Origin of the sequence: Caballeronia sp. S22 (assembly GCF_964261745.1) — a bacterium.
GTDB lineage: Bacteria > Pseudomonadota > Gammaproteobacteria > Burkholderiales > Burkholderiaceae > Caballeronia > Caballeronia jiangsuensis.
On sequence record NZ_OZ180035.1, the window covers coordinates 2,463,933 to 2,488,340 of the forward strand.

19 protein-coding genes are annotated in these 24,408 nt (G+C 59.6%); 5 read left to right on the forward strand and 14 right to left on the reverse strand.

The features are described 5' to 3' along the window. Positions 1-274: 274 nt before the first annotated feature. The 6 genes from ACEN42_RS11610 to ACEN42_RS11635 form a co-directional block, all read right to left on the reverse strand. Positions 275-1,006 (reverse strand): membrane integrity-associated transporter subunit PqiC, encoded by a 732-nt coding sequence (locus tag ACEN42_RS11610; protein WP_371880001.1) that lies wholly within the window; start codon positions 1,004-1,006, stop codon positions 275-277. Beyond that, on the reverse strand, positions 1,003-2,598 hold the full coding sequence (locus tag ACEN42_RS11615; RefSeq protein WP_371880002.1) for an intermembrane transport protein PqiB: 1,596 nt from the start codon (positions 2,596-2,598) through the stop codon (positions 1,003-1,005). Before ACEN42_RS11615 ends, ACEN42_RS11610 begins: the two co-directional genes overlap by 4 nt. Positions 2,599-2,657: 59 nt before the next feature. Further along, entirely contained in the window at positions 2,658-3,998 is a 1,341-nt protein-coding gene (locus ACEN42_RS11620) for a paraquat-inducible protein A (RefSeq protein WP_371880003.1), read from the reverse strand. 174 nt (positions 3,999-4,172) lie between these two features. Continuing rightward, complete coding sequence (locus ACEN42_RS11625; protein WP_371880004.1) at positions 4,173-5,648, reverse strand: efflux transporter outer membrane subunit; 1,476 nt, start codon at positions 5,646-5,648, stop codon at positions 4,173-4,175. A gap of 2 nt (positions 5,649-5,650) precedes the next feature. Beyond that, a complete protein-coding gene (locus ACEN42_RS11630; RefSeq protein WP_371880005.1) occupies positions 5,651-8,824 on the reverse strand; it encodes an efflux RND transporter permease subunit in 3,174 nt (1,057 codons plus the stop codon). Further along, on the reverse strand, positions 8,821-9,999 hold the full coding sequence (locus ACEN42_RS11635) for an efflux RND transporter periplasmic adaptor subunit (RefSeq protein ID WP_371880006.1): 1,179 nt from the start codon (positions 9,997-9,999) through the stop codon (positions 8,821-8,823). The genes ACEN42_RS11630 and ACEN42_RS11635 overlap by 4 nt, the downstream gene beginning before the upstream one ends. 418 nt (positions 10,000-10,417) lie before the next feature. Here ACEN42_RS11635 and ACEN42_RS11640 point away from each other — a divergent pair, with 418 nt between their 5' ends. Next, complete coding sequence (locus tag ACEN42_RS11640) at positions 10,418-11,170, forward strand: TetR/AcrR family transcriptional regulator (protein ID WP_371880007.1); 753 nt, start codon at positions 10,418-10,420, stop codon at positions 11,168-11,170. A gap of 136 nt (positions 11,171-11,306) precedes the next feature. Here the strand turns inward: ACEN42_RS11640 and ACEN42_RS11645 are convergent, their stop codons facing one another. From ACEN42_RS11645 to ACEN42_RS11660, 4 genes are all read right to left on the reverse strand, one after another. Then, a complete protein-coding gene (locus ACEN42_RS11645) occupies positions 11,307-12,446 on the reverse strand; it encodes an AI-2E family transporter (RefSeq protein ID WP_371880008.1) in 1,140 nt (379 codons plus the stop codon). Positions 12,447-12,582: 136 nt separating this feature from the next. Beyond that, positions 12,583-12,789 (reverse strand): hypothetical protein, encoded by a 207-nt coding sequence (locus tag ACEN42_RS11650; protein ID WP_371880009.1) that lies wholly within the window; start codon positions 12,787-12,789, stop codon positions 12,583-12,585. A gap of 89 nt (positions 12,790-12,878) precedes the next feature. Next, entirely contained in the window at positions 12,879-13,043 is a 165-nt protein-coding gene (locus ACEN42_RS11655) for a DUF3331 domain-containing protein (RefSeq protein ID WP_371880010.1), read from the reverse strand. Between the two features lie 795 nt (positions 13,044-13,838). Then, positions 13,839-14,471, reverse strand: coding sequence for a TetR/AcrR family transcriptional regulator (locus ACEN42_RS11660; RefSeq protein ID WP_371880011.1), 633 nt, complete (start codon positions 14,469-14,471; stop codon positions 13,839-13,841). Between the two features lie 1,214 nt (positions 14,472-15,685). Between ACEN42_RS11660 and ACEN42_RS11665 the strand changes: the two genes are divergently transcribed. Further along, on the forward strand, positions 15,686-17,155 hold the full coding sequence (locus ACEN42_RS11665) for a DUF1254 domain-containing protein (protein ID WP_371880012.1): 1,470 nt from the start codon (positions 15,686-15,688) through the stop codon (positions 17,153-17,155). A gap of 447 nt (positions 17,156-17,602) precedes the next feature. Here ACEN42_RS11665 and ACEN42_RS11670 read toward each other — a convergent pair whose 3' ends face one another. Next, positions 17,603-18,499, reverse strand: coding sequence for an NmrA family NAD(P)-binding protein (locus tag ACEN42_RS11670; protein ID WP_371880013.1), 897 nt, complete (start codon positions 18,497-18,499; stop codon positions 17,603-17,605). Between the two features lie 79 nt (positions 18,500-18,578). On the opposite strand from ACEN42_RS11670, the gene ACEN42_RS11675 reads away from it, so the two are divergent. Beyond that, positions 18,579-19,520, forward strand: a complete 942-nt coding sequence (locus ACEN42_RS11675) for a LysR family transcriptional regulator (RefSeq protein ID WP_371880014.1) — start codon at positions 18,579-18,581, stop codon at positions 19,518-19,520. A 1,104-nt stretch (positions 19,521-20,624) separates the two neighbouring features. Continuing rightward, complete coding sequence (locus ACEN42_RS11680) at positions 20,625-21,077, forward strand: helix-turn-helix domain-containing protein (RefSeq protein WP_162068499.1); 453 nt, start codon at positions 20,625-20,627, stop codon at positions 21,075-21,077. Between the two features lie 76 nt (positions 21,078-21,153). Here the strand turns inward: ACEN42_RS11680 and ACEN42_RS11685 are convergent, their stop codons facing one another. The 3 genes from ACEN42_RS11685 to ACEN42_RS11695 all read right to left on the reverse strand — a co-directional run bounded on the left by ACEN42_RS11685 (position 21,154) and on the right by ACEN42_RS11695 (position 23,161). Next, on the reverse strand, positions 21,154-21,885 hold the full coding sequence (locus tag ACEN42_RS11685; protein WP_371880015.1) for an SDR family NAD(P)-dependent oxidoreductase: 732 nt from the start codon (positions 21,883-21,885) through the stop codon (positions 21,154-21,156). Positions 21,886-21,965: 80 nt separating this feature from the next. Further along, on the reverse strand, positions 21,966-22,142 hold the full coding sequence (locus tag ACEN42_RS11690; RefSeq protein ID WP_371880016.1) for a hypothetical protein: 177 nt from the start codon (positions 22,140-22,142) through the stop codon (positions 21,966-21,968). Next, a complete protein-coding gene (locus ACEN42_RS11695) occupies positions 22,139-23,161 on the reverse strand; it encodes an MFS transporter (protein ID WP_371880017.1) in 1,023 nt (340 codons plus the stop codon). The genes ACEN42_RS11690 and ACEN42_RS11695 overlap by 4 nt, the downstream gene beginning before the upstream one ends. Positions 23,162-23,599: 438 nt before the next feature. Between ACEN42_RS11695 and ACEN42_RS11700 the strand changes: the two genes are divergently transcribed. Next, positions 23,600-24,331 (forward strand): enoyl-CoA hydratase/isomerase family protein, encoded by a 732-nt coding sequence (locus ACEN42_RS11700; RefSeq protein WP_371880018.1) that lies wholly within the window; start codon positions 23,600-23,602, stop codon positions 24,329-24,331. Positions 24,332-24,408 lie beyond the last annotated feature (77 nt).

The window sequence follows — 24,408 nt, forward strand, 5'->3', positions numbered from 1 at the left end:
TTCCAAGCGCAAGGACGCTCGCGATCATCTCCTGGTCTTCGGTGTCCGGTGCTTTGCAGTGATACCTCGAGAGATCTAGCGCTAAACACTCGGGCCGGACCGGATGCGGCGTCCACGCTGAAGCGGCAAGGCATGCAGCAGATAGAGTAATGGCGTAGTCTCGCGCCGATCGCACCACCGGTCGAAGAGCTAAATTTAGAGATGATCGACCTGCTTGCGCATCTGGGCGGGGCCGCCGCGCAGGTATGCACAGACTGGCGACGGACAAGCGGACTCATTCCTCAAGGGGCGCAATCGCACTGTCAGCGGCTGCCTGGGCGCCGTCTGCCGCATGCGGGCAGGAGATCCCCTTCGCCGCTTTGCCCGCGGCCCCGGTGAACCTCAATGGACTATCTGTCGCGCTTGCGGCGGAGGCGCGTACAACTTTGGCGATTTGTGCAGCGACTACGCCAATCGCGCGGCGGTGGCCACCTACGAGCGCCTGATATCCGTCAGACACGGGCTCGCGCACTGCACTGTGGCAGGTCAATGTCTCGACGTCCGCCGACGTGCGTACGGTCCATACGACGTCAATCAGCACATGTGAACCGGGCCAGGATTCAAAGCGCTGAACATCGACGGCAATCTGATATACCGGAACATCCTCGCCATGGGCGACCGTCCCCGCACCTGGCGCGCCGGCCTGTTGGTTCACGCGAGCAATCAGCGCATCGCGAATTTCGTCCGGGAGGGACGACGCCCACCGATCGTCCTCCAGCACCTGCACCTGTGCCGCATTAATCTGTACCACAAGCTGGCTTCTCGCTACGGCGGTCGGTACCTTCACCGGACGCACCTCGATACGAAATGATGGACTTGCAGTACTGCTAGTAATCCTCGGCTGTGCGTCGGTGCCGAGCGTGTAAAAGCGCGTCGGCGCCGAAGCGCACGCCGTCACGATGGCCAGACCAATGACGGTCACGGTCCGTATTATCATGCGCCATGAACAGGGTTGCCTCAGCATCATGGCCTATCTCCTTTTTTGCCGAACAGCAGCGACTGGGGATGACGCTCCAGATAATCGGCGAGTGTATTGAGAGACTGCAGCGTACGAGTCAGTTGCTGCATGGCCTCCTGAACGTCCGACTGCATCGGCGCAGTCTGCCGCAGAGTCGATTCGGCGGTGTTAAATGTCTTTTGTGCGGCAGCGAGCGTCTCGCGGGCTTGCGGGACGACCTCTGTGTCCATATGCCCGAACAGCCTGTTGGCGTTTTCCAACGCGCCGTTCAGGTTGGCGCCTATTCGGTCGAACGGCACCTGGTTCAGTTTCCTCGCGATGTCCGCCACCTGCACCTGGAGTTCGTCGAGCGTGTTCGGCACGGTCGGCAGTTCGATCGGGTTGCGGCGCACATCGACGCTCGCCCGGGGCGCTTTCGGAAACATGTCGAGCGCGACGTACAACTGGCTCGTCAGCAGGTTGCCGGTCCGCAATTGCCCGCGCAACCCTTCCGTCACGAGGTGCTGCACGAGTTCGTGCCCGCCGGGCGTGTCCGGCGCGGGCAGCGCCTCACTGGAGCGCCGGCTGAGCCGGTCAGGATAAAGCGCCATCGACACCTTCATGCTGAAGCTCTTCTGTTTTTCGTTGTATTCGATACCGATGTCGGTCACCTGCCCGAGCGCGATCCCGCGAAGGTCGACGGGCGCGCCAACGGACAGTCCACGCAAAGACTGATTGAAGCGCATGACCACATTGAGCGGCGAACCGTCGGGCTCGCGCATGGCGTCCGATTCGTCAGCAGCAAGGCGGAAGACCGCTTTGTCAGCTGCCAGTTGCCCGGTGTCCTGCCCTGCGGGAGACTGGAACGCCAGCCCTCCGACGACAACGGTCGCAAGTGATTGCGTATTGAGCTTCAGACCGTTGGAATCGAGACGCAGATCGACGCCGCTGGCATGCCACCACCGCGAATTGGTACTGACGTACTGGTCGAACGGTGCATTGACGAAGACATTGACGATGACACCCGCGCCATGCGGATCGAGTGAGTAGCCAACCACCTGACCCGCCTGGATGCGATGATAGAAGATCGGGGCGCCGATATCGATCGAGCCCAGCGATTCGCCTCGCAGCGTGTACTGATGCCCCGGCTGCCCCGTCGTGACAATGGGCGGATTCTCAAGACCCTGAAACGCCGCCTGCCTTTCGGTCGAGCGCCCAATATCCGCGCCGATGTAGGCACCCGAGAGCAAGGTACCGAGGCCGGAGATACCGTTGGCACCCACGCGCGGGCGCACCACCCAGAACCGCGTGCCTTGCGTCGCAAATTTCGCTGCGTCCTTGCTCAACTGCAGGCTTACGAAGACGCGCCGCAAATCGCTCGACAGCTTGACGGCCTGCACCGAGCCAATCTCGACGTCCTTGAATTTGACCTTGGTCTTGCCTGCCTCCATGCCTTCCGCATTGTTGAAGGTGACAGTCACCACCGGTCCCTTTTCGGCAACGGATCTGGCTACGAGCGCCACACCGATCAACGCGGAGATGAGCGGCACCAACCAGATCAGGGATGGCAACCAGCGTTTGTGCGGCTTGAGTTCTGGACTGGATAGATTGGAAAGATGCATTGTTCAAGCTTCTGTTTCAGAATTCCCGGTGGGTTGTCGCGAAGAAAGCGGCCGGCGCTTCATCGTTCATGGCTGGGGCGGATACGCTGTCCGGCGTTGTCCCAGATGAGACGCGGATCGAACTGATGCGACGCGAGCATGGTGAGAACCACCACCGCTGCAAAAGCAAGCGCGGCCGGGCCCGCAGTGATGACGGCAAAGGAGCCAAATTGCACCAGTGTGACCGTCAGCGCGACGACGAAGACATCAAGCATCGACCATCGGCCAATACGCTCGACTATCCGGTACAGACCTGCCCTTTCCCGAGGCCGCCACCCGGAACCGCGACGAGCGCCTACGGCGAGAAGCGTGAGGACCACCAGCTTGAGCATCGGCACGAGAACACTGGCGACAAAGACGACGACGGCAAGCGGCCAGTCTCCCGACGTCCAGAAGTACGCGACGCCTCCAAGGATCGTGTCGTCTTCCGAGCGGCCCAGCATTGAGGCGTGCATGATGGGCAGAAGGTTCGCCGGGATGTAGGCAAGCACAGCGGCAAGGAGCAGACTGACCGTTCGAGTCAGGCTGTCCGGCCGGCGTTCGTGCAGCATGTGTCGGCATCGCGAGCAGCGCTGGTGCATCTGATGCTCGATACGGGTCTGAACGAGCCCACACGCATGACAGCAAACAAGCCCAACGCGTTGTGCCGTGATATCCGGCGACGAACCAGCTTTGCGCGCTCGCAATGGCCGTATGAAGTGCCGACCGCCCGTCCTCACTCTCGACCAGCGAGCGCCCGCCATTCGAGGAGACCTGATCTCGTCGCGGACAGCCCACAGCTTGCATGGGTCAAATGAGGTGACAACCCCCAGCATGACGGTGAGCGCACCCAATGCGAACAATCCCGGCCCTGGGATCACCTCTGCCATGCTCACCATCTTTACGATCGTCACCAGCACACCGAGCATGAACACCTCGACCATGCCCCACGGTCGGACAACCTGTATGAGACGCAACATTGAACTGAAACGCGGCGGCAGTTTGCCCAGGCGAAGCGGCACCAGCAGATATAACAATGCGAGCAGTTCAATCAGCGGAAAGAGGATCGATGAGCAGAACACCATGGCAGCGACGGCACGCATGTTGCCCGACCATAAGAAGCGCACGGCGCCAAACAGCGTCGCCTCGGACATCATGCCGTTCGCGCGCAGTACGATCACGGGGAAAGTCTGCGTTATGCAGAAAGTGATCAACGCGCCGAGCGTTAAGGCGCAGATCGAGTCAAGCGGCAGGCCGGAACCGGGCAGCGCTGTCAGGCTCGCACCGCAGCGTGAACAGGCAGCGTGGCGCCCTCTGGCATTCGAAGGCTTGCGAAACAGCAGATCGCATTCGTGGCAGGCAATCAGTCTCTGATATTCCATACGGGATAAAGCAAAAATCCGGGCACCATTCACTCGGGGACCAAACACCGCATGACGCGTTTTCCGCAGCGAGCGTCTATCGTTGTATGTTCCAAACGCCTATCGTCTGGTTCGGGCTGAACGGCGAAGGCGATCCGATCCGGACAGATCGCCCTCGCACGTTCAACAACACCGTCATTGCGCTGAAGTCTTCGTTGACGCAGCCGTCTGCTGAGGCGCGGGAAGCTCGCCCATCGCCTGGAACAATGCCGCTGTGTCGCTCATGCGCTGGCCGGTTGCGCGCACTGCGCCGATCTTTGAATTGAGGTACCGCGACTCGCTGACGTGCGTGGCCGCCGAAGATAGCGAGCCCATGCGGTACCGCGAGGCGGTATCGTCGAATGCCGCGCGCGCGGCGTCCGCAGCCACTTCCGTCGAAGCAAGCGTCTGCGCGTCGTTATCCAGCGCGGCGAGTGAATTCGCCACGTCCTGGAACGCAGAGAGCACCGCCGAGCGGTAGTGAAGCATGGCGGCGTCGTAGGCATCGATCGACGCACGGCGCTGCGCGAATAGCGCACCGCCATGGAAGATCGGCTGCGACAGTCCCGCGCCGATAGCCCACAGGCCACCTGCGCCTGAGAGCACGGTCGGCCAACTAAAGCCGCCGCGACCCATCGAGCCTGTGAGCGACAGGCTCGGAAAGAGTTGCGCCGTTGCAGCGCCTACGTCTGCGGCCGCAGCCTTGACGGCCGCGTCGGCCGCCTGGATGTCCGGACGCGAGCGCAGCAGGTCCGAGGGCACGGCAACCGGCACGTGCTCGGGCAGCGACAGGCTGTCGAGGTCTGGGACGCTCGGGGCGTTGTCCGGCGTGCGGCCCATCAGCACCGCCAGCGCATGCACGGCCGACGCGCGTTGCTGGCGCAGCCCCGGCAACGTCGCCGCGATGGCAGCGGCGTCCTGTTTCGACGCGAGCGCCTGTGCGCGCGAGACCGAGCCCAACGTGTAGCGCTGCTGGTCCTCGTTTGCGACATCGCCGGACACCGCAACGAGACGTTCGGTGAGCGCGATCTGCCGGTCGAGCGCCGCCACATTGATCGCGCTGCCGACGATGTTCGCGGCAAGCGCACGACGCGATGCCTCCAGTTCAAACACCTGCACGTTCAAACGGGCCGCGCTCGCCGAATTCATATACCGCGTCTGGCCGAACAGGTCGAACGTGTAATGCGCGAGCAGTTGCCCGGCAAAGAAGTTGTATTGCACCTGCTCAGGGCCAAGCCCCGGAACGACGGGCGAACGCGCGCGCTCGACCTGCACGGCGCCGTCGATGGACGGCAGCGTCGATGCGCCCACCTGCGCGCGAAGTTCCTCTTGTGCCGCCGCAAGCGTGCGCTGCGTCGCCGCGAGCGTCGGACTGTTGCGCAAGCCTTCGTCGACGAGGGCATCGAGGCCGTCAGAACGGTAAAGATGCCACCATTGCGGAGCGGCAGTTGCGCCGACATCGAATGTTTGCGCGACGCCATCCGCACCCACGGTCTTCGACGGCTGCGCCTGGGCGCCATAGTGCGGGGGCGACGGCGTGGCCGGAGGCTCACCGCTCGGCCCGAACGAGCAAGCCGTCACAGCGAGTGCCGCGACCACAGCCGCCACGGATGTTTTGTACGTAAAACTCATGGTCAAGCCTCCGTATGCTCGACGACGACCGGTTGCGCACTGCGCTCGTCACAACGCACCCTGAAGCACGTCGCGTAGAGCGCTGGCAAAAAGAACACCGTCAGCATTGTGGCGATGGTGATGCCGCCCATCAGTGCAGTCGCCATGGGTCCAAAGAAGCCGGAGCGAAGCAGCGGGATCAGGGCGAGCACGGCAGCGGCGGCCGTCAGCATGATGGGCCTGAAGCGTCGCACCGTTGCGCCAATAATGGCGTCATAGCGTGCGTGCCCCGCCGCGATGTCCTGATCGATCTGGTCGACCAGAATCACGGAGTTGCGCATGATGATGCCGAACATCGCAATCACGCCGAGCAGCGCAACGAACCCAAACGGTTTACCAAACAGCAGCAGTGCAGCCACCACCCCAATAAGCCCCAGCGGCGCCGTCAGCACGACGATAAACGTGCGCGCGAAGTTCTTCAGCTGGATCATCAGCAGCGTCAGCACGGCGATGATCATCAGCGGCATTTCCGCGTTGATCGACGTCTGGCCCTTCACGCTCTCTTCGACCGCACCGCCCACCTCGATCCGATATCCGACAGGCAGCTTCGAACGCACAGCGGTAAGTGCGTGCTCGATGTCGCGCGTGACGTCGATGCCCTGTGCGTCGCCGCGCACGTCCGCCTGCACGGTGATGGTCGGCTGGCGATCGCGCTCCCAGATCACGCCGTATTCCAACGTGTTGCGCACGTGCCCGAGCGAGCCGAGCGGCACCGCGCCGTTCGGTGTCGGGATGGCGAGGCTCGTCAGCTTCGCGGGGTCGACGCGCTCGCTCTTGGGCGCACGTAGGTCAACATTGATGAGCTTGTCGCGCTCGCGATACTGCGTAACCGTATAGCCGGACAACGTCATGGCGAGGAAGCTGGACACGTCCTCCGATGTGACGCCAAGCTGGCGGGCCCTGTTCTGATCGATCTCGAACGAGACTGAACGCTCGGCTGGCTCGTCCCAGTCGAACTGGACATTGCGCGTCCGTGAGTCGGCACGGACCTTCTGCGCAACGGTGTCCGCGAGCGAGCGCACCGTTGCGATATCATCGCCGCTCACGCGGAACTTGATCGGGAAACCCACAGGCGGCCCGTTTTCGAGGCGCGCGACGCGTGTGCGCACGCCAGAAAAGTCCTTTTCCAGTTTCGCGTCGAGCCAGTGCATCAACGCCTCGCGCGTCTCCACGTCTTTGGCCGTGACGATGAACTGCGCGAAATTAGGCTGCTGAAGCTGCTGGTCGAGCGGGAGATAGAAGCGCGGCGCGCCCGTGCCGACGAAGTCGACGAAGTGGTCGATCCCGGGCTTACCATCGAGAATTTTCTCAAAACGCTTTGATTCACGTAATGTCGCCTCGAACGAAGCACCTTCCGGCAGCCTGATGTCGACGAGCAGTTCCGGGCGCTCGGAGTTCGGGAAGAATTGCTGCGGGACCCGCGTGAACGCTCCCATAGCGATGACGAAGAGCGCGGCGGTGACCCCGAGCACGAGCCAGCGTCGGTCAATACACGACGCGACCCAGCCCGACAGGCGCCGATAGAAGCCCGTGTTGTAGACGTCGTGCTCATGGTCGTGGCCACCGCTCGCATGATCCTTGCGCTCCGGGAGCAGGTGAAACCCCAGCAACGGCACCAGCACGACGGCTGCGAACCACGAGACGACGAGCGAAATGGCCGACACTTCGAAGATCGAGCGCGTGTACTCGCCCGTGCTCGATTTCGCGAGCGCGATCGGGAGGAAGCCCGAGACCGTCACAAGCGTGCCCGTCAGCATCGGGAATGCCGTACTCGTGTACGCGAAGGCCGCCGCGCGCACGCGGCTCCAACCCTGCTCAAGCTTCACCGCCATCATTTCGACGGCAATGATCGCGTCGTCAACGAGCAGCCCCAACGCGAGCACGAGCGTGCCAAGCGATACCTTGTCCAATCCAATGCCAAACAAATGCATGCACAGCGCCGTCACGGCCAGGACGATCGGGATCGTGATGACGACGACCATGCCCGTTCGCAGCCCCAGCGAGATGAGGCTGACAACCAGCACGATCGCCACTGCTTCGCCAACCGCCTCGACGAAGTCGTCTACCGAATGCTTGACCGCGTGCGGCATGCTCGAGACGGGAGCGAGTTTCAGACCCGCCGGCAACGAGGCCTGCAATTCGACCGTCCTAGCGTCGAGTGCCTTGCCGAGATTGATTACGTCGCCGCCCTTTTGCATCGTCACACCAATGCCGAGTACCGCCTGCCCGCCCACGCGCATCTGCGTGACGGGCGGATCATCGTAACCACGTTTGATCGTCGCGATGTCGCCGAGGCGGAACGCACGCTTGTTGACCGTGATTAACATGTCCGCGAGCGCTCGCTCGTCCTTGAACGCGCCGGTCGGCCGCACAAACACACGGTCATCCGCCGTCGTGATGGTGCCCACGGGTGCAACCGTGTTCTGTGCATCGATGGCCTGGGCGAGCTGCTGCGGCGTGATCGACAGTCGCGTCAGCTGAGCATTCGAAATCTCGACAAAGATGTGCTGATCGGGATCGCCGAAGTATTCAACCTTTGCCACACCAGGCACGCGCAGCAGGACGGTACGCAGCTTGTCTGCATAGTCATGCAGTTGCGCGGGCGTAAAGCCGTCGCCTTCGAGCGCGTAGATGTTCGTGTAGACGTCGCCGAACTCGTCGTTAAAGAATGGCCCCACCGCGCCTTTCGGAAGCGTTGCCCGGATGTCGCCCACCTTCTTTCGAACCTGATACCAGGTTTCGGGGACTTCCTTGACAGGCGCCGAGTCCTTCATCGCGAAGAAGATCATCGACTCGCCGGGGCGCGAGTAGCTCTTGATGTTGTCCACATAGGGCGCCGCCTGCAGTTGGCGGCCGATCCGGTCCGTGATCTGTTCCTGCACATCGCGGGAGGTCGCACCTGGCCAGTAGGTCTTGATCACCATCGTCCGAAAGGTGAACGGCGGATCTTCCGATTGTGCTAGCTGGGTATAACCGATCACACCAAAGAGCGTCATCAGACCGATCAGAAAGATCACAAGCTGCTGATGCCGCAACGCCCAGGCAGACAGATTGAAACCGGTTCCGCCAGCGGTGGCATTATCAGAAGCATTCACGGGCGCGCTTGCGCGCGCGCTTTCATGGTCGCGCGCGTTCATGTCGGGAAGTTTTCCTGATGAAGCGGGGGCACCACCTGCACCTGTTGCCCTGAACTCACGGCATGCACGCCTTGCAGAATGACCCGGTCGCCGTCATGCAGGCCCGAACTCACCGAGACCGTGCGCTCGTCATATCGCTCGATCGTGACCGAGCGCAGCTCGAGCGTATTGCTGCCGTTACGCACGACCCAGACGGCCGGATTCTCGTCCTTGTGAAAGAGCGCAGTCACCGGCAGTGTGAACGGCTCGCCCGTAGCACCATCGGCTGCCACGTCGAACGCAATATTGGCCGTCATGCCAAGACGCACTTCGGGACTCGGTGCAGCCAACGTCAACCTCACCCGCCATGTGCGGCTTTCGGGATCGGCCGCGGGCGACACCTCACGCACCCGCGCTTCGAGCGTTCTGCCAGGCAGGGCCGGCAATGTGACGCGCGCGCGCGCCCCGATCGTCAACGAGTTCAATGCCCTTTCCGGCGCGTCGCAGACGATGTCGACGTCGCCGGTCCAATCAACGTGATACACCGCCTGCGTGGCCTGCATGTTCTGTCCGGTATCGGCATCCTCCGATGTGACTACACCGTCATGGTCAGCTGTCAGCGTCGCGTAGCGCAGTTGATCGATTGCGAGCGCCATCTGGGCTCGCGCCGAATCGCGCTGCGCTAGAGCCGTCGCATAGGCATCCTGAGTCTGCTCTTGTTGCGCAGCGGCGATCAGGTTCGCGTGCGCCTGCGCCTGATCACGGTCAAGCTGCTGCTTGGCGAAGCTGAGCCGATGCTCTGCGGCATCCAGCTGCGCTCTTGCGTTGGCAAGGTTGTTACGCAGATCGGTTGGATCAAGTAACGCAACCGTCTGCCCGGCCTTGACCGAATCGCCGATCCGCACTCGTCGCTCGATGATTTTGCCGCCCACGCGAAACGACAGGGGTGTGGAGTAACGGGCCTGTACTTGCGCTGGCAACGAGGCGCTCGCCTTGTTCGCATCCGGATGAACCGCAAGGGCAACAACCGGTTTGGCTTCCGCCACGACGGCTTCACGCTGGTGGCATGCCGAAAGAAGGATTGCGCTGCACGCCGCGATGACAACGGGTAATCGGTGCGTCGACCGGAACAAGACGGGTAATAGAGAGCGCGCCCGTTTTAGCGCGACGGGTCCGGAAAGTTTCACGATGTTCACAAGGCAGGTGATGAGTCCAGGTAGAAATGCCAACAGCGCTGACGGGAGTTGCCGTGGCTGCGAGAGCAGGCCTCGCCAGCAGCACGAAAACAGGAAAGCCTCTGATGCGTCGCTGACTCGCTACCACAACTCGAACTCAGCGAAGCCCCGCGTTCGGGGAGAGATCGCATGCGGAACGCTGCGGATCGGCGGCATCTGATCGGCGGGTTTGCCGATGTCCATGCGCTCTTTGGACGGTTTCCGCGTGAGGTCCAGTGTCTACAGCGCCTCAAAGACGTTTGCGCCGCATCCGCCCACTTTCAGTCCTGCTGGCGCCTGTGTTCCGCAGATCCTCCGCATAGGTGACATTAGACCCATTTCTGATATTGTTGTCAACCATGACGCTTAAATCTAAAATCTAACAAAATTAGGAGGCAACATGTCCGACTTGCCAATAGCCCGCAGGCGCCGCCGACCGGTAGCCGAGGCGCCGGCTCAAGGCCCTGCCGTAATCCCGGCAGGGTCGCCACGCCTTGCCAGACGCAAACGCGAAACTCGCATCCGGTTGCTCGACGCTGCGTTCGTACTGGTGGCAAAAAAAGGAATGGAAAGCGTGACGATCAACGACATCACCGATGCCGCCGACGTGGGATTCGGGTCTTTCTATAACTACTTCAAGTCGAAGGAAGGCATTTTCACCGCGCTCGTTGAATGGCTATTCGAGGAATTCGCGACCGCGCTAGATCATCTGGCAAGCGGGTTGTCTGACCCTGCCGAAGTGATCGCCATGTCAGTACGCCATACGCTTTTGCGCGCCTATCGCGAACCGGTTTGGGGACAACTGCTGATACGCGAAGGTCTCTCTACGCGTGCGTTAAGCATGGGGCTGGGTCAAAGGCTGCTGCGAGATACCTTAAGAGGGATTTCCGAAAGACGCTTCATAGTCGCAGACGTATTGATTTGCGTGATTTCCGTGATCGGGACTATTCTCGCGGGAATAGCCGCTGAGCTTTACCCTTCTGCGTCTTCCACACGCACAGTTCGCACGAGAAAGGTGTTGCGATCCAGACAGGAAAAATTCGCCGAGAGTACGGCGGCCATCGTCTTGCAGGCGTTCGGCCTTCCATGTATCGAAGCGGAGAAGATCGCCCGGGGTCCCTTGCCGCAATCACACCGGGAGGCGACCGCGTGAGTAGAGGCGGCGCGAGCCACAAAGCGTGCCGCGATGTTTGCGTTGGCTGTGAAGGGGATGCGACTCCCCCGTCGATCTCGGTGGTGAGCGCTTTGCCGGGGAATAGCGTCGCCCGGGCCATTGCAGAATTTCTGCACTACCGTCCGTGATCTTCGTATGTTCGGGTCCGGTAAAATGCGCTCATCAGATAACGGCGTCGCAGTTCCCGCAAAGCAGAAGCGAACACCGCGCTGGCAGGCAATGCGAGCAGAACGCCAAAGAAACCAAACAGCTCGCCAAAAGCAAGTAACGAGAAGATGACGGCAAGCGGATGCAGGCCGATGCGCTCACCGACGAGCCTGGGCGTAAGAACGACGCTCTCCAAGATTTGACCGACTCCATACACGACAATCACCGTTCCGAACCCATACCAGTTTCCGAATTGCAGAAACGCAGCCAGAAGCGCCAATGCCAGCGCGGTCGCAAACCCGATGTAAGGGATGAACACGGCAAGCCCCGTAAGAAGACCGACGGGTAGTGCGACGTCCAACCCGGCGATCCTTAGCGCAACGGGATAAAACAGCGCGAGTATTCCGACGACGAGCAGTTGCCCGCGCAGATACTGCGACATCATCTGATCGATCTCCGCAGTGAAATCCCGTGTTTTCGCGAGCCAGCGTCGCGGCACAAAGCTCTCTAGCCGCTCGAACGCCTCATGCCGGTCGTAGAGCAAGTAGAAAAGAACGAGGGGCACGAGCACCACATTGCCAGCCACGTTGACCATCAGGCTGCCGCTTGTGCGCAAATACTGCCAAGCCGAGGGGGCAGCGCCTTGCTCGCTCGCTGATAAGCGTGCGGTTAATGGCTCGCGGATATTCGCCAGATTGACCGAGTAGTCAATTCCCAGGAAAGCCATCCGCGGTCTCAGCACGGCGTCGAGTTTCTGCACCATTGAAGGAAGCTGCCTCGCAAGCTCAGGTCCTTCCTTTTGAAAGACAATAAATACTAACAATGTGAACAACGCGATAAGCAATGCGATCAGAGAGATCATGAGCAGGGCGGCGAGGCCCCTGGGCGTGCGATGTCGGACCAGCCACTCCACGCCCGGCTGCAAAACGTATGCAATGATTCCACCGAGGAGAAACGGTGTTAGAACAGGACGCAATACCCATAGCAAAACACCGGCCAACAAGGCTACGGCGCCCCAAAATAACGACTGGCGATGGTAGGTAGTCAAAGATACTCTCATCCGGGTGCTAGCTGGTTGCGTTTCTTCGCTTGAAAATGGTGCAGTCATGTATTGGGCGGCTCAACCGGTCGACGCATCTCGGGGTACGAAAAACACGCGATGTCGAATGGCGAAAATGTCCATTGGGCGGGAAGGTCTGTTAAATGCGCTTCCAAATCCTCTGAATCGCTTTGTAACGCTTAAATTAAGCAGCGAAGCGCCCAAAGGATTTCCAACCCGACCCACCCTTTACGGCAAGCAGGCGATCGAGTTTCACTAACGCCTCGCCAAGCAGGTCGATGGCGCCATTGGTAGTGGCCGCCGTAGCAGCACTGCGAAGCGCTTCCTGCACGATCCGATGGGCGTTGTCGGCTTTCTCGTTACTAACCCTTTTGATAGACTGCTTCTTCATGACAACCTCCGTGCTAGGTACGATTAAATACTGGTGGACAGGCTGATTACGAAACGCATATGCATGGTAGAGCACCAACTTGCAGTGCTCTAGGTCCCAATTGGCTCGATATTCCATATGCCCGTGCAGATCATCGCGTCGGCATTAACCGCTCTTTGCTTCGCTTTTCGCGGTTTGTACACCGTCTCCCCGGCTTTTATCCGTCGACCAGTCGCTACGCAGCGCCCCCCTTTTGCGTCACGCCCGTACGCCATATCTCATAGCCATGGCGGCCAAAACGCGCATCGCACCACGATACAACTAATGTTTGAACGGTCGGCTTGTCCAGCACCCGGACCGTGAGCGACTCGATATGGACTCCCCCTCGCGAGGCATAGCAACGACGTAACATGCGTTCCGCAAGACGCTCGGACAACGGATCTTCGAGCCGTGAGACCGTCACGCTCCACGCATCAGCGGCGCAATTCATAAGCGAATTTCCTTGAGTATGGCAGAGCACTCAATTTGCTCGATCAACTTGCATTTGAAAAACTAAGGCCGCTTCGCTTAACCGACTTACTATGTAGGTCACCGGTAACCCAGTTGAATGCTCGTGCGTCGTCCAAGCCGTACTGATCAAAAAACGCAGACCTCGTTAGGCAATAGCCGCACTACCGAATACGCGTAACCTAGAAAGATTGCTCGGGAAAACGGCTGTGGCAATCCATCCAGTCTTATGAATCGGCAGAGTGTAACCAGGCCCATTTGAATGCCGATGCGGGATGCGCAGTCTCGATAGGACCTCTTCTTGATCGCCCTGGCATTGAGGCCTTCATGTCGTCGTCAAGGACAGCAGTTGGTACATCTCTTCTTTCCCTACACATTTCACCCTCGTTCAACATGGGCTGCATATTTATGCGGCTCTGTCTAGCTTCGCTAGGACTTCGAATACTAGGATGCCTACCGATTGAGACGACTTCGTTGGCGGGCCTTATTTCGCTCGTGGATGTCAGGCTTTCCAGCGGTCGAATTGGGCCCGGGGGGCGCTCCAACTCTGGGCAGGCGTTCAGTTATTTATCGTCTTCGTATTTGGGGCCGTGCCCAAGTACCCACGATATAAAGGCGACAGCGACATTGATCACGCCCTCGCCGCTCATGTTTTGCCCGTTACTCATTTTGAAGAACATAAGGCCATCGCTGATACTCGCCATTCCAAGCGCCAGTGCCTCTGCCTGTCCGTGCGACAATTTGGCTTGATTGGCTGCCCGTATGCTCCGAATGCACTCACTCGTGGCAGCTAATCTCCGGTTTCGCAACGCATTGATGGGATCTCGATACGCACCATCCCTCGATGCTAGAAGCGAACCTTCTGCCCAAAGGCTGAACGAATCGGGTCTGATAGCATCGGTGAAATAGGCGGTAGCACGTTCCTTCACTTCATCGGGCGCGCCGCCCTCCTTCGTGATCGCCTGTATATTCGAACAAGTCCGCTCGCTGTCCCGCCGCAACAACTCGATGAGCACTTCAGCCTTGCTGTCAAAGTTAAAGTAGAACGCGCCGCGGGTGTATCCGGCCTCGTCCGATATATCGTCCACGCTCGTCGCAGCCAATCCCTTGCGGACGAACACTCGCTCGGCGGCGTCAAGCAGCCGTTCCCTCGTTTGCTCTTTACGCTGCGCGCGTGTTAGGCGTTCCCGCTTCATGGCACCGGTTACAGGTTACAAAGAACTTGCTGCTACCGCCTCCGGACTGCACCTCTCAAGCAGGGCGTGGATCTTGCCGGACCCTGCTCGTTCGCGCCGCCGTTATGAGACATTAAAGCGCAAACTGATATTAATGTCAATCATGGTGAATATGTCATGCATGACATGTTTTGGCACTCGTTTTGTCTGCACAGAAAGACCTACCGCCACGGCCAGAACTACGATTACCGACGTGCAGTTGAGCTGGATGGGTTTTAGACTCCGCGAAGACAATCAATCCCGGGCGCCCATCTTGAGCTAGCCACGTCGACGTCGCGAGCAATGCATGAAGCTGTGCGGCCACGGCCGCCCCCTCTCCGACTCTGTCGCGATCTTGCGATCGGCTCCGCCGAAGCCGTGAGGGGTGACGGTCTGATCGACGCCGCTGTCGACTCGGGACGACACGATGCGCGCCACTGGACGCAACCGATGTCGCCGAGCCGTTCAAATCCGATTCATTGCCAGAACTACAGCTTGGTCAGCGCCGTTCTGCGATCGCCGCCGCTCTGGGACCGACGTCTCCCCGTTTGGGCGGCTGACGACGCCGTGCCTACCTTCAAGCGTATGTGGCGCCCAAAGCCATAGACAGCAAGTGTTTAGATTTGACGAATTTCTTAAATGGGGCCACAAGGGAAAGCCGCGCCTGGTCTAAATCCCGCTAACCGGAAATGTGCGCGGAAATCAAACTCACCTCCAAACGCGCGCCTGTTTAGATAACCTCTCAGGTTCTCAATAGCCGTTTTATCGACGTGGGGTCTAGGCAAACGAGCCGGCATTGGGTCCTGCTGTCGAACCGTGAACCGCCAATGGCCCCGCTGCGCCGACCGAGCGGAGCCGCCGATCGTGTGGATACGACAGTTCCTAGACTCGTTGCGGCCATTCACAGTGCTCGCGAGGAACTGTGTTGGGTTTCAAGCCACTGGATTCGATATCCAGCTGAGCGTGGCGTCGTTTAAGGGACGGATGTTTCACCAAAGGACAATCAGACTGCCCCGACTCCTATCGCATCTTACTCCGGCGGGGGCGACACTAAGCGGTGCGAGCAGCAATCACGTTACGTTAGTATTGAAAACAGCCAGCGGCTCTGAGCAACGCTTTACGTTGCGCTGCAACAATGGCTTCGCGCGTGCATCCTGTCCTAAGTGCGGTCCTTTGATTCGAGACGGTATCAACTCATGATGAAAATGACAAAACGAAGCCTTATGGCTGCAGCGGTTTGCCTGCTTGCTCTCGCGTCCGGCACTGTCGGTGCGCAGGATGGTAAAGAGCCGCTTGGTGGCCAGCCAGCGGCGGGCAGTCAGCCATCTGCAAACCTTGACTATCAGACACTACGACAGCGCGCATTCGAAGCGGTAAATTGGGCTTTGCCTGCTGTGGAGATTTACCGCTTTCGTCCTGCTGGCGCAGAAGATCTCGGTTTGAAAGACAACGATATCCTCGCGTATTCGAAGCCGGCGACGCCGAACCTCGAAGTAGTGACTGGGAATAGTTCGACGCCCTATATCTCGGCATTTACTGACCTTCGCAAGGGACCCGTGGTGCTGGAAATTCCGCCGTCTGGAGCCGACGGTAGCCTGTATGGACAGGTCGTCGACGCGTGGCAATTTACGATTGCCGACGTCGGCCCGTCTGGCTTGGATCAGGGCAAGGGCGGCAAATTTTTGTTCACACCGCCGGGTTACACGGGACCGATTCCTGAGGGCTACATCCACGTTGCCTCGCCCAACTACCGAATCACATTGGCGTTCCGCTCGATAGTACAAGCCGGAAAAACGGTCGACGATGCGTTCAATTTCTCGCACCGGCTGCGGCTGTACTATCTTGCGGACGCTGCAAACCCTCCACAGCAGCGGTTCGTCGACCCAGGCAATCGGCGCTATCCGACACTGCCGTTTTATGACGAGCGGTTCTTCAAGGATCTCGCCGACATCATCAACGTCGAACCCGTGAGGCCGGAAGACAAAGTAATGATGGGCATGCTTGCGTCATTGGGAATCCAGAAAGGCAAGACTTTCAACCCCGACGCCCAAACGGTTCGGGCGATGCGTCAGGGCGCTGCCGACGCATGGTTCAGCCTCCAGTCCTATTTCGATCATCCGCCCAAAGAGGTTCTCTACTGGCCCGACCGCCACTACATTTCCCTATTGCTTCCCGACGAAAAGAAGCAGTTCGACTATGTCTACGATGATCGAGTTGACTACGTGGGACGGGCCAGGGCTTTCTTCTGGTGCATCTACATGCCCAAAACGCTGAGCGAATCGCCTGGAACGATGTATATGGTTGCCGTGGCCGACAAGAACGGCAAGCTGCTCGACGCAAAAACGAACTACAAGATCACGATTCCGGCCGCGATGCCTGCTAAGCAATTCTGGGCCGTCACTGTCTACGACCATGCGACCTGGACTTACATCTACAGCAACAGCGAGCGCACCACGTTGTCTTCGTATGAGATGAACAAGATGAAATTGAATGCCGACGGGAGCGTGACAATTTACGTGGGCCCCCATGCGCCAAAAGGACTGGAGTCGAACTGGATTCCGACGGCTGGCCGGCGTCCTGCTCCGACGGTACGGTTCTACGGACCGACGGAGGCATTAATGAACAAATCGTTCAGGCTCCCTGATTTCGAAGTCGTCGGCAAATAGGGAAAGGAATATGGCTACTTCTTAGGCTATACGTCCGGTAAGGATAGATTATCCGCGCTAGCGGCGCGAAACGCGGTTTGCAATCGGCTGAGTATAGACCCCGAAGCGGACGTTCTTCTGACACAGTCGGCCATAAGACGAACGTCGCCTTATGGCCGAGGGCGTGTGAAAACGTATTCATCGCCTAAACTGAAGCAACGCATGTCCGACCCCTGAATGGCCGGCAACGCGATTGGTGGCCGCCATTCGGGAGGAGGCATCCTATTACCTTCACGCAGATACCAATCGGGTGGATTCACGCCTACGGCATAAACGCGCACCAGCACCCTCGCCTGGCTTCAGCTCGGGCTTCGGGGCGTCCTCGTACCGAAGTACCTCGGGCCCGCCGAACTCGTGGAATCGAATTGCCTTCATGCGGACAGGCATCGGATTCTCCTGCAGGTGAGTTCAGTCGCTAAGCTGCTCCGTGAGGAACGATGTGTAGTTCTGCAAACGCAAGTCGGCATAGCGATCCGATTGGAGATCATCCAGCGAGGTCTGCCCGTTGAGCATGTAGAGCTGGTATGCCAACATGACCGCCTGCCCAGGATCACTCACCGCCATCTCTTTCATCGTGCCGCGAAGCTGCTGTTCGTTGCCTAGGGAATGACGCTTGAACGGCTTGCCCGTCTGCGTTTCCGCGATATCGGCGACCTGCTGGAACGACAGGCGATCGCCCGCAAAGGCAAATTTGCCGCTCGGCACGTCGCGATCGAGGGCGACGCGCGCCGTCATACGGGCGGTGTCTTCCACGGTCGTCAATTCGATCGGCTGCTTGCCGTCGCCCCAGAAGGTCACTGTCCCTTTGTCGTAATCAATCAACGGAGAACCCGGCTGTAGCATGCTCATGAACGCACCCTGCAACATGTGGATGTGTTCGATCCCGAGCGCCTCGATAGCCTTGTCGGCCCTGGCGCGGGCGTTGAACGCGGGGTGCTCGTCCGGCGTTGCCTTGAACAGATCGAGGCCGAAGTCCGAAGGAAGAATGCGCCGCACACCGTTGCGCTTTCCTGCTTTCGCAAGCGCGACTTGGCCATCCACGATCACATCCGTACCACCCTGCACGGCCGAGATGATCACGTCCACGCCCCGTGACGCCCTGTCCAGTGATGCGTGATCGGCCAGGTCGCCTTCGACGACTTCTGCACCCCGGGCCGCGAACTGATCTGCGGCGAGCCGCTTTTTCCCCTCTAGGCCTGGGCGGAAAAGCAAGCGAACAATGGCGTCTTCACGTTCTAATAAGTGATGCGCGATCCGGCTGCCGAGCATGCCGGTGGCACCGGCGACGAGGATGGCCTGCTTCATGGGGGAACCTCCGCAGATGGGATGAGGCCCACTCTAGCCCGTTCCACTCCCTCCGATTAGTCCCGGAGTGATAGACTCGATGTTCCAGTTTTGGAACGACCAGGACATGCTCGATATCACCGAACTTACGGTGTTCTCTTACATCGCTGAGCTGGGCAGCATTTCTGGCGCCGCGAGACACCTCAAGATGCCCAAGTCGTCGGTGAGCCGGTCGCTGGTGCGCCTGGAGGAGAACATGGGCATGGCGCTCGTGGAACGCTCCACACGTCATCTTCGCCTCACCGACGCCGGCCTGCTCCTAAGGCGCCACGTTCGCCGTATCCTCGACGAGGTGGGTGAAGCCGAGAATGCCATGGCTGGTTTGGTGGGCGTGCCGGTCGGCGATTTGCACGTCGATGCGCCCTTCACATTCGCTACGGGTCCGCTTGCCTCGATGCTGCCGACCTTCGTCCGCAGTTATCCGGACATCCGCGTCGTCCTCTCCGTCAACAACAAGCCGATCGACGTCCAACTCGAGCAGATGGACGTCGTGATTCGCATCGGACCGCTGCAAGACTCCGAGCTGATAGCGCGACGGCTCGCGACGTTCTCGTTGTGGCCTTGTGCCAGCCCCGCCTATCTCGCACACCATGCCGAGATCGCGCGGCCCGAGGACCTCGCGAATCACCGATGGATTTCGCATGCCGATCGAAGGCAGGCCTTCGCATTCTGCGGCACCAACGGGACCGTTCGGGAGGTCGAAGTACCACCCGGCATCGTCATCCCGGAGCCCGAAGTCATGAAGACGATGCTGATCGCTGGCATCGGCATCGGACTCCTACCGGATTTCCACGCATCTGACGCCGTGGCCGACGGCAGGCTGGTTCGACTGCTGCCGCGCTGGACAACGCCAATGGTGGATGCGCATGCACTTTATCCGAGCCACCGCAGCCTTTCGGCGAAAGTAAGGGTCTTCATCGACGCTCTGGTGGCTCATTTCGCGAGTCGTGATGAGGGACCGGAAGTCGGATCTGCCGGGTGACGTGCGGCACGGTGACGGAGCCGTACGACACCGCAACCGGCCGCTATCGGCTGAACCCACGGGGATCGCGCGTCTTAGAGGATTGTGACCGATTCGGCTATGATGAAATCAAGCTCGTAATCTGATGGTAATCGGCCCGATACCGTACCACCGTCTTTCTCCCGCTATGCTCTTTTGTGGCTAGCCCACTACGCCGCAGCCCCGCAACGCGGCCCGAAGTAGAGCTAAACCCCGCGTCTCGTATAAGACATTGAGCCTTTGTCGATTCGAGCGGCCTATCGGAGAACGCCGGAGGCCGCCGAGAAACTGATGGGCGCCAATCGCGAATGCGGCGCGACGGTCAATGGCATTGAGGTCCTGAGCCGCCCGCCGACCACAACTCAGCGTCGCCGCGACCAGGCGCTCATCTGACCTCTTACGCTCTTTGTCCATCCTCTTCGCCTTTCAATGTTTCGCCCGACCGAGCGAGGGGACTGCCACGCGGTGAGTTGAGAGTTGAGCGAACAAGGTTCAAAGTTGAGCAATCTCGACGGTTGAGATTCACGTAGTCGTGAACCGAAGGGGCCTGTCGTTCAGAGGAATCGCGGACGGTTGCTCGTTCAACCCTCCGCTTCCAACATCAGAACTAGCAGATCGGGCCGTTGCCGACCCAATTCGGTCAATAGGCGCCACTGCGTTGAGCGACTGCTTATGTCGGGATAGCAGCCATGCGCATCGTCGTGTCTTGGTCGCGACGAACCGCACGACGATGATCGCGGCCCGGCGCTGAAGCCCAGCCGCTTAGATTTCAGGCTCTTAGCAGATCGATTGCTTTCGTGAGGTGTACACGCATACCTTGCCGCATTGCAAGCGCGGAGTTGAATACCCTTTGGCTGCGATATGCAGCGCTCACTCCCATGGCCAAATACACACGTTCACCGATCGCCCGAGGCCGTGAAACAGAACGATTTTCGCAGGCGTTACTCGTATCTGGTTGTGTAATGGGAAACGCCTGCCTCTCTTTTGGCGAAGCCTCGAACGAGCGCATCGGAAGCTCTTAGGCGATTGGTTTCATTATTAAACCATATGTGTTATGCTGGGCAGGTTACGCAAAGGTAGTCAGCTATGAAACGCAAAAGCTTCGAAGGAAATCTTTGTGCGATTGCCAGGGCGCTCGACTCGATCGGCGACTGGTGGTCGTTACTCATCATCCGCGACGCAACCGCCGGAATCGGCCGGTTCAGTGAGTTCCAGCGCAGTCTTGGCATCCCCAAGAATATCCTGTCAGGTCGCCTGAAGTCGATGGTCGAGCAGGGCATCATGGAAATCGTGCCCGCGTCCGATGGCAGCGCATACCAGGAATACACGCTGACCGAAAAGGGCGAAGCACTATTGCCCGTTCTCGTGGCCCTTGGCCAATGGGGCGGCGAGTATCTTTACGAGTCTAAAGAACTGGGCTCGCTTCCGCTGGACGCGAAGAAGAAGCGCCCTCTCAAGAAACTCGAATTGCGCTCGGAAGACGGCCGCCTGCTACAACCGAAGGATGTGTTGGTGTCGCGCGTGATTACGATGAACTAGACGCCGGCGATCATCGTATGACCTGAGCCTGAGCCGCACGACGAAGCCGTTGCGCAGGGCGCGCTGCAGGCTCGCATCAGAAGCTCTCTTTGAATGGACGCAGATCGATTTCCTGAGTCCACGCAGTCGGATGTTGCAGATGCAGTTGCCAATACGTTTCCGCAATGGCGTCGATGTTCAGCAATCCATCCGGCCCTCGGTGGGCGACCGCATCGGGACGCAGGTTCTTCAACCGGGTTCCATTGATGCCGCCATCGATGACCACGTGCGCCACATGCAGGCCTTGCGGTCCAAACTCTCTCGCCATGCTCTGGCTGATCATGCGAAGCCCGGCCTTTGCTGCAGCGAAATGCGCATACCCTGGCCGGCCTCGCAGACTGGCCGAAGCGACGGTAAAGATGAGCGTGCCTTCACCTTTGGGCAGCAGCAGGTTTGCCGCCTCGCGGCCCACCAGAAACCCACCGAAACAACCCACACGCCAAAAGTCTTCGAACTGAGCAGCCGACACCTGTTGCAACGGAATGTGCTGGTTATTCCCCGCATTGAAGACGACAACGCTAGCGGGCGATCGCCCGGCACCGGGCGACGACGCCAACTGGAACAGCTGCACTACATCCGTTTCGCTGGTGGCGTCTACGACAACAGGCGTGCCATTGCCTTCGCCAAGACTCTTGACCACCCGCTCGAGCTTCTCGATCGTCCGACCGCCCACGAGGACGTGAAAGCCCCCGCGAGCGAAGCGGCGGGCCACTGCGGCACCTAAGCCCTCCTCCGATCCCACGCCCACCACAACTGCAGTCGGTTGCATGCTTCTCTCCTTTCACCCTCGTACGTTAACGCGCGCCCAAAACGGGGCGGTCGACCGGTAGCAATCTGTCAAACCAGGCACTACGTTGCGGTAACAGTCTGCTGGTTCATGCGGCCGATGATGTAGACCATCAGCACCGCCAGGGCCAGAATCAGCGCCCCAAGCCACATCGAGCTATGCAGCCCCGCATGGTTGACTGCGATACCACCCGCCAGCGAGCCGAGCCCGATCGACAACTGAAACACACTCGTGTTCATCGCCTGCGCGGCTTCGGGCGCATGCAGCGTCGCGTTGTACAACCACAGCTGGGGCCGACCGGCGCCATTCCCCACGACACCGCCCACACCAGCAGCGCCAGGCCAGCAAACAACGGGCTGGCGGCAAACGCCGCGATAGCCGCCAGCGACAGCACGAAGATCCAGACTGTTGCGACTACGGTGTTGTGCAAATTACGACCAGCGAAGGCGCCCCCTACGAAGTTTCCCACGACTGTCGCAACGCCATAAGCAAACAGGAGAATGCTCACAATCGCGGTACTGAGGTGCGTGATCTGCTCCGGATAAGGGGTGACGAAGGTATAGCCTGCGTATTGACCGGCCACAATAAAAATGACAGTCAGGAAGATTGCACGAACCTTGGGATTCTTCAGCAAACCGAAGAAATCCCGCACGTTCACACCGTGCTTCATCTTGAGCGACGGCAGAAAGACAAGCTGTAACGCGAAGCAAACGATCGCGAGCACGCTGGCACCCATAAATCCGTCGCGCCAGTCAGCATGAGCACTGATGTACGAACCGGCCGGCACTGCGATGACCGAGCCGATCGATATGCCTGCGAACACGATTGACGAAGCCGCATGCACTTTTTCCGGTGGGACAAGCTTCGCTGCGGCAGTAATCGAAATCGCCCAAAATCCGCCGACCCCGATGCCCAGGATCACGCGTGCGATCAGCAAAGTTGCAAAGCTCTCTGCCTTCCATGACAGCACGCTGGAGACGATGAGCAGTGCCGTGAGCCCGAGCAGCACCCGCTTGCGATCGGCCCGGCCGATCGCAATGGCAGTGACCGGTGCGGCGATGAAGCCAAGAATTGCGGTCGCGGTAACGGCAAGGCCGGCTGTTCCTTCGGTTACGCCTAGGTCGCGACAAATGCCCGGCAACAAGCCGACGGGCAAAAACTCGGTGACGACCAGCGACAGTGCGCCGAGCGCGACCGCCAGCACACCGGGCCACGAATAGGTCGAATCACGACTGGGGTCTTTCTGTTGAGTGGGCATTGCGAATTTCCTGAACGCTTGCGATATGGGAGCGATGTCGAGCGCCACATCGATGGTTCCGCGCGGGCCCGACCTGAAACAAGTCAGCGTGATGGTAGCCCTTCTAGTTGTTTTATGCAACCACTATTCACGAGACATTCTGGACGGGAATAACGAACATGACTGTTGCTAGATCCAGCCAGTTCAGCAAATAGTCCCAGGCAACAGCCATCGAGTCGCTGATACATTCTGGTTGCATTAACAAACCAGAATTGATAAGCTACTTACGCGGTTTCATAACGAAACCAGATTTGGCGAATCCATCGCCGACGTTGCCCAACCCGAATCCTGGAGAACCTCATGGCTTCTACTCAGAACCGACTCACGATCAAGGCGGAAACCTCTGCCTACTGGCGCATCATCATCGAGAACCCTCCGATCAATCTGTACGATCCGGAAATGTTCGCGGAGCTGAATGTCTTGATGGATAAGATCGAAGCCGATCGCGAGTTGAAGGTCGTCGTGTTTGAAAGCGCCAACCCCGACTACTTCGTGGCGCACTACGATCTCGAACGCGGCGAAGTCGTCCCCGAACAACCGGGTTCCGCTGAATTCAGCGCATGGCCGAAGTTCGTCACGCGCCTCGCGCAATCGCGCGTGGTCAGCGTGGCCAAGCTTCGCGGCCGTGCCCGCGGCCACGGCTCTGAACTGGCGCTGGCCTGCGACATGCGTTTCGCGTCGAAGGAAAAGGCCGTGCTCGCACAGGTCGAGGTCGGCGTTGCTGTGGTCCCGGGCGGCGGCGCGACAGAATGGCTTGCCGCGCTTGCTGGCCGGTCGCGCGCGCTGGAGATCATTTGCGGCGCTGACGATTTCGATGCCGACACCGCCGAAAAGTACGGCTGGGTGAATCGTTCGATCCCTGATGTGGAACTGGACGCCTTTGTCGACAATTTCGCCCGCCGCGTCGCTAGCTTCGAAAAGCGCGCCCTGGAACTCGCGAAAAAGCTGGTCAACGCGCGCGCGGGTGTTCCGACCGAGGCGGATCGCTGGTCGTCGAACCAGGCTTTTATTGGCACGACTTCGTGGCCGGAAACGCAAGCGTTAATTGGCAAGATGTATGAGAAGGGTTTGCAGCAGGATGGCGACTTTGAACTGCGCCTCGGTCACCACGTGGGTCACGTTGCGCGATAAACCGCGTCAGGCCCCGGATCGGCAAGGTGGCGTCGTTATCGTGACGGCGTCGCCCGGCTTTCAGGGCCGCGGGAAGC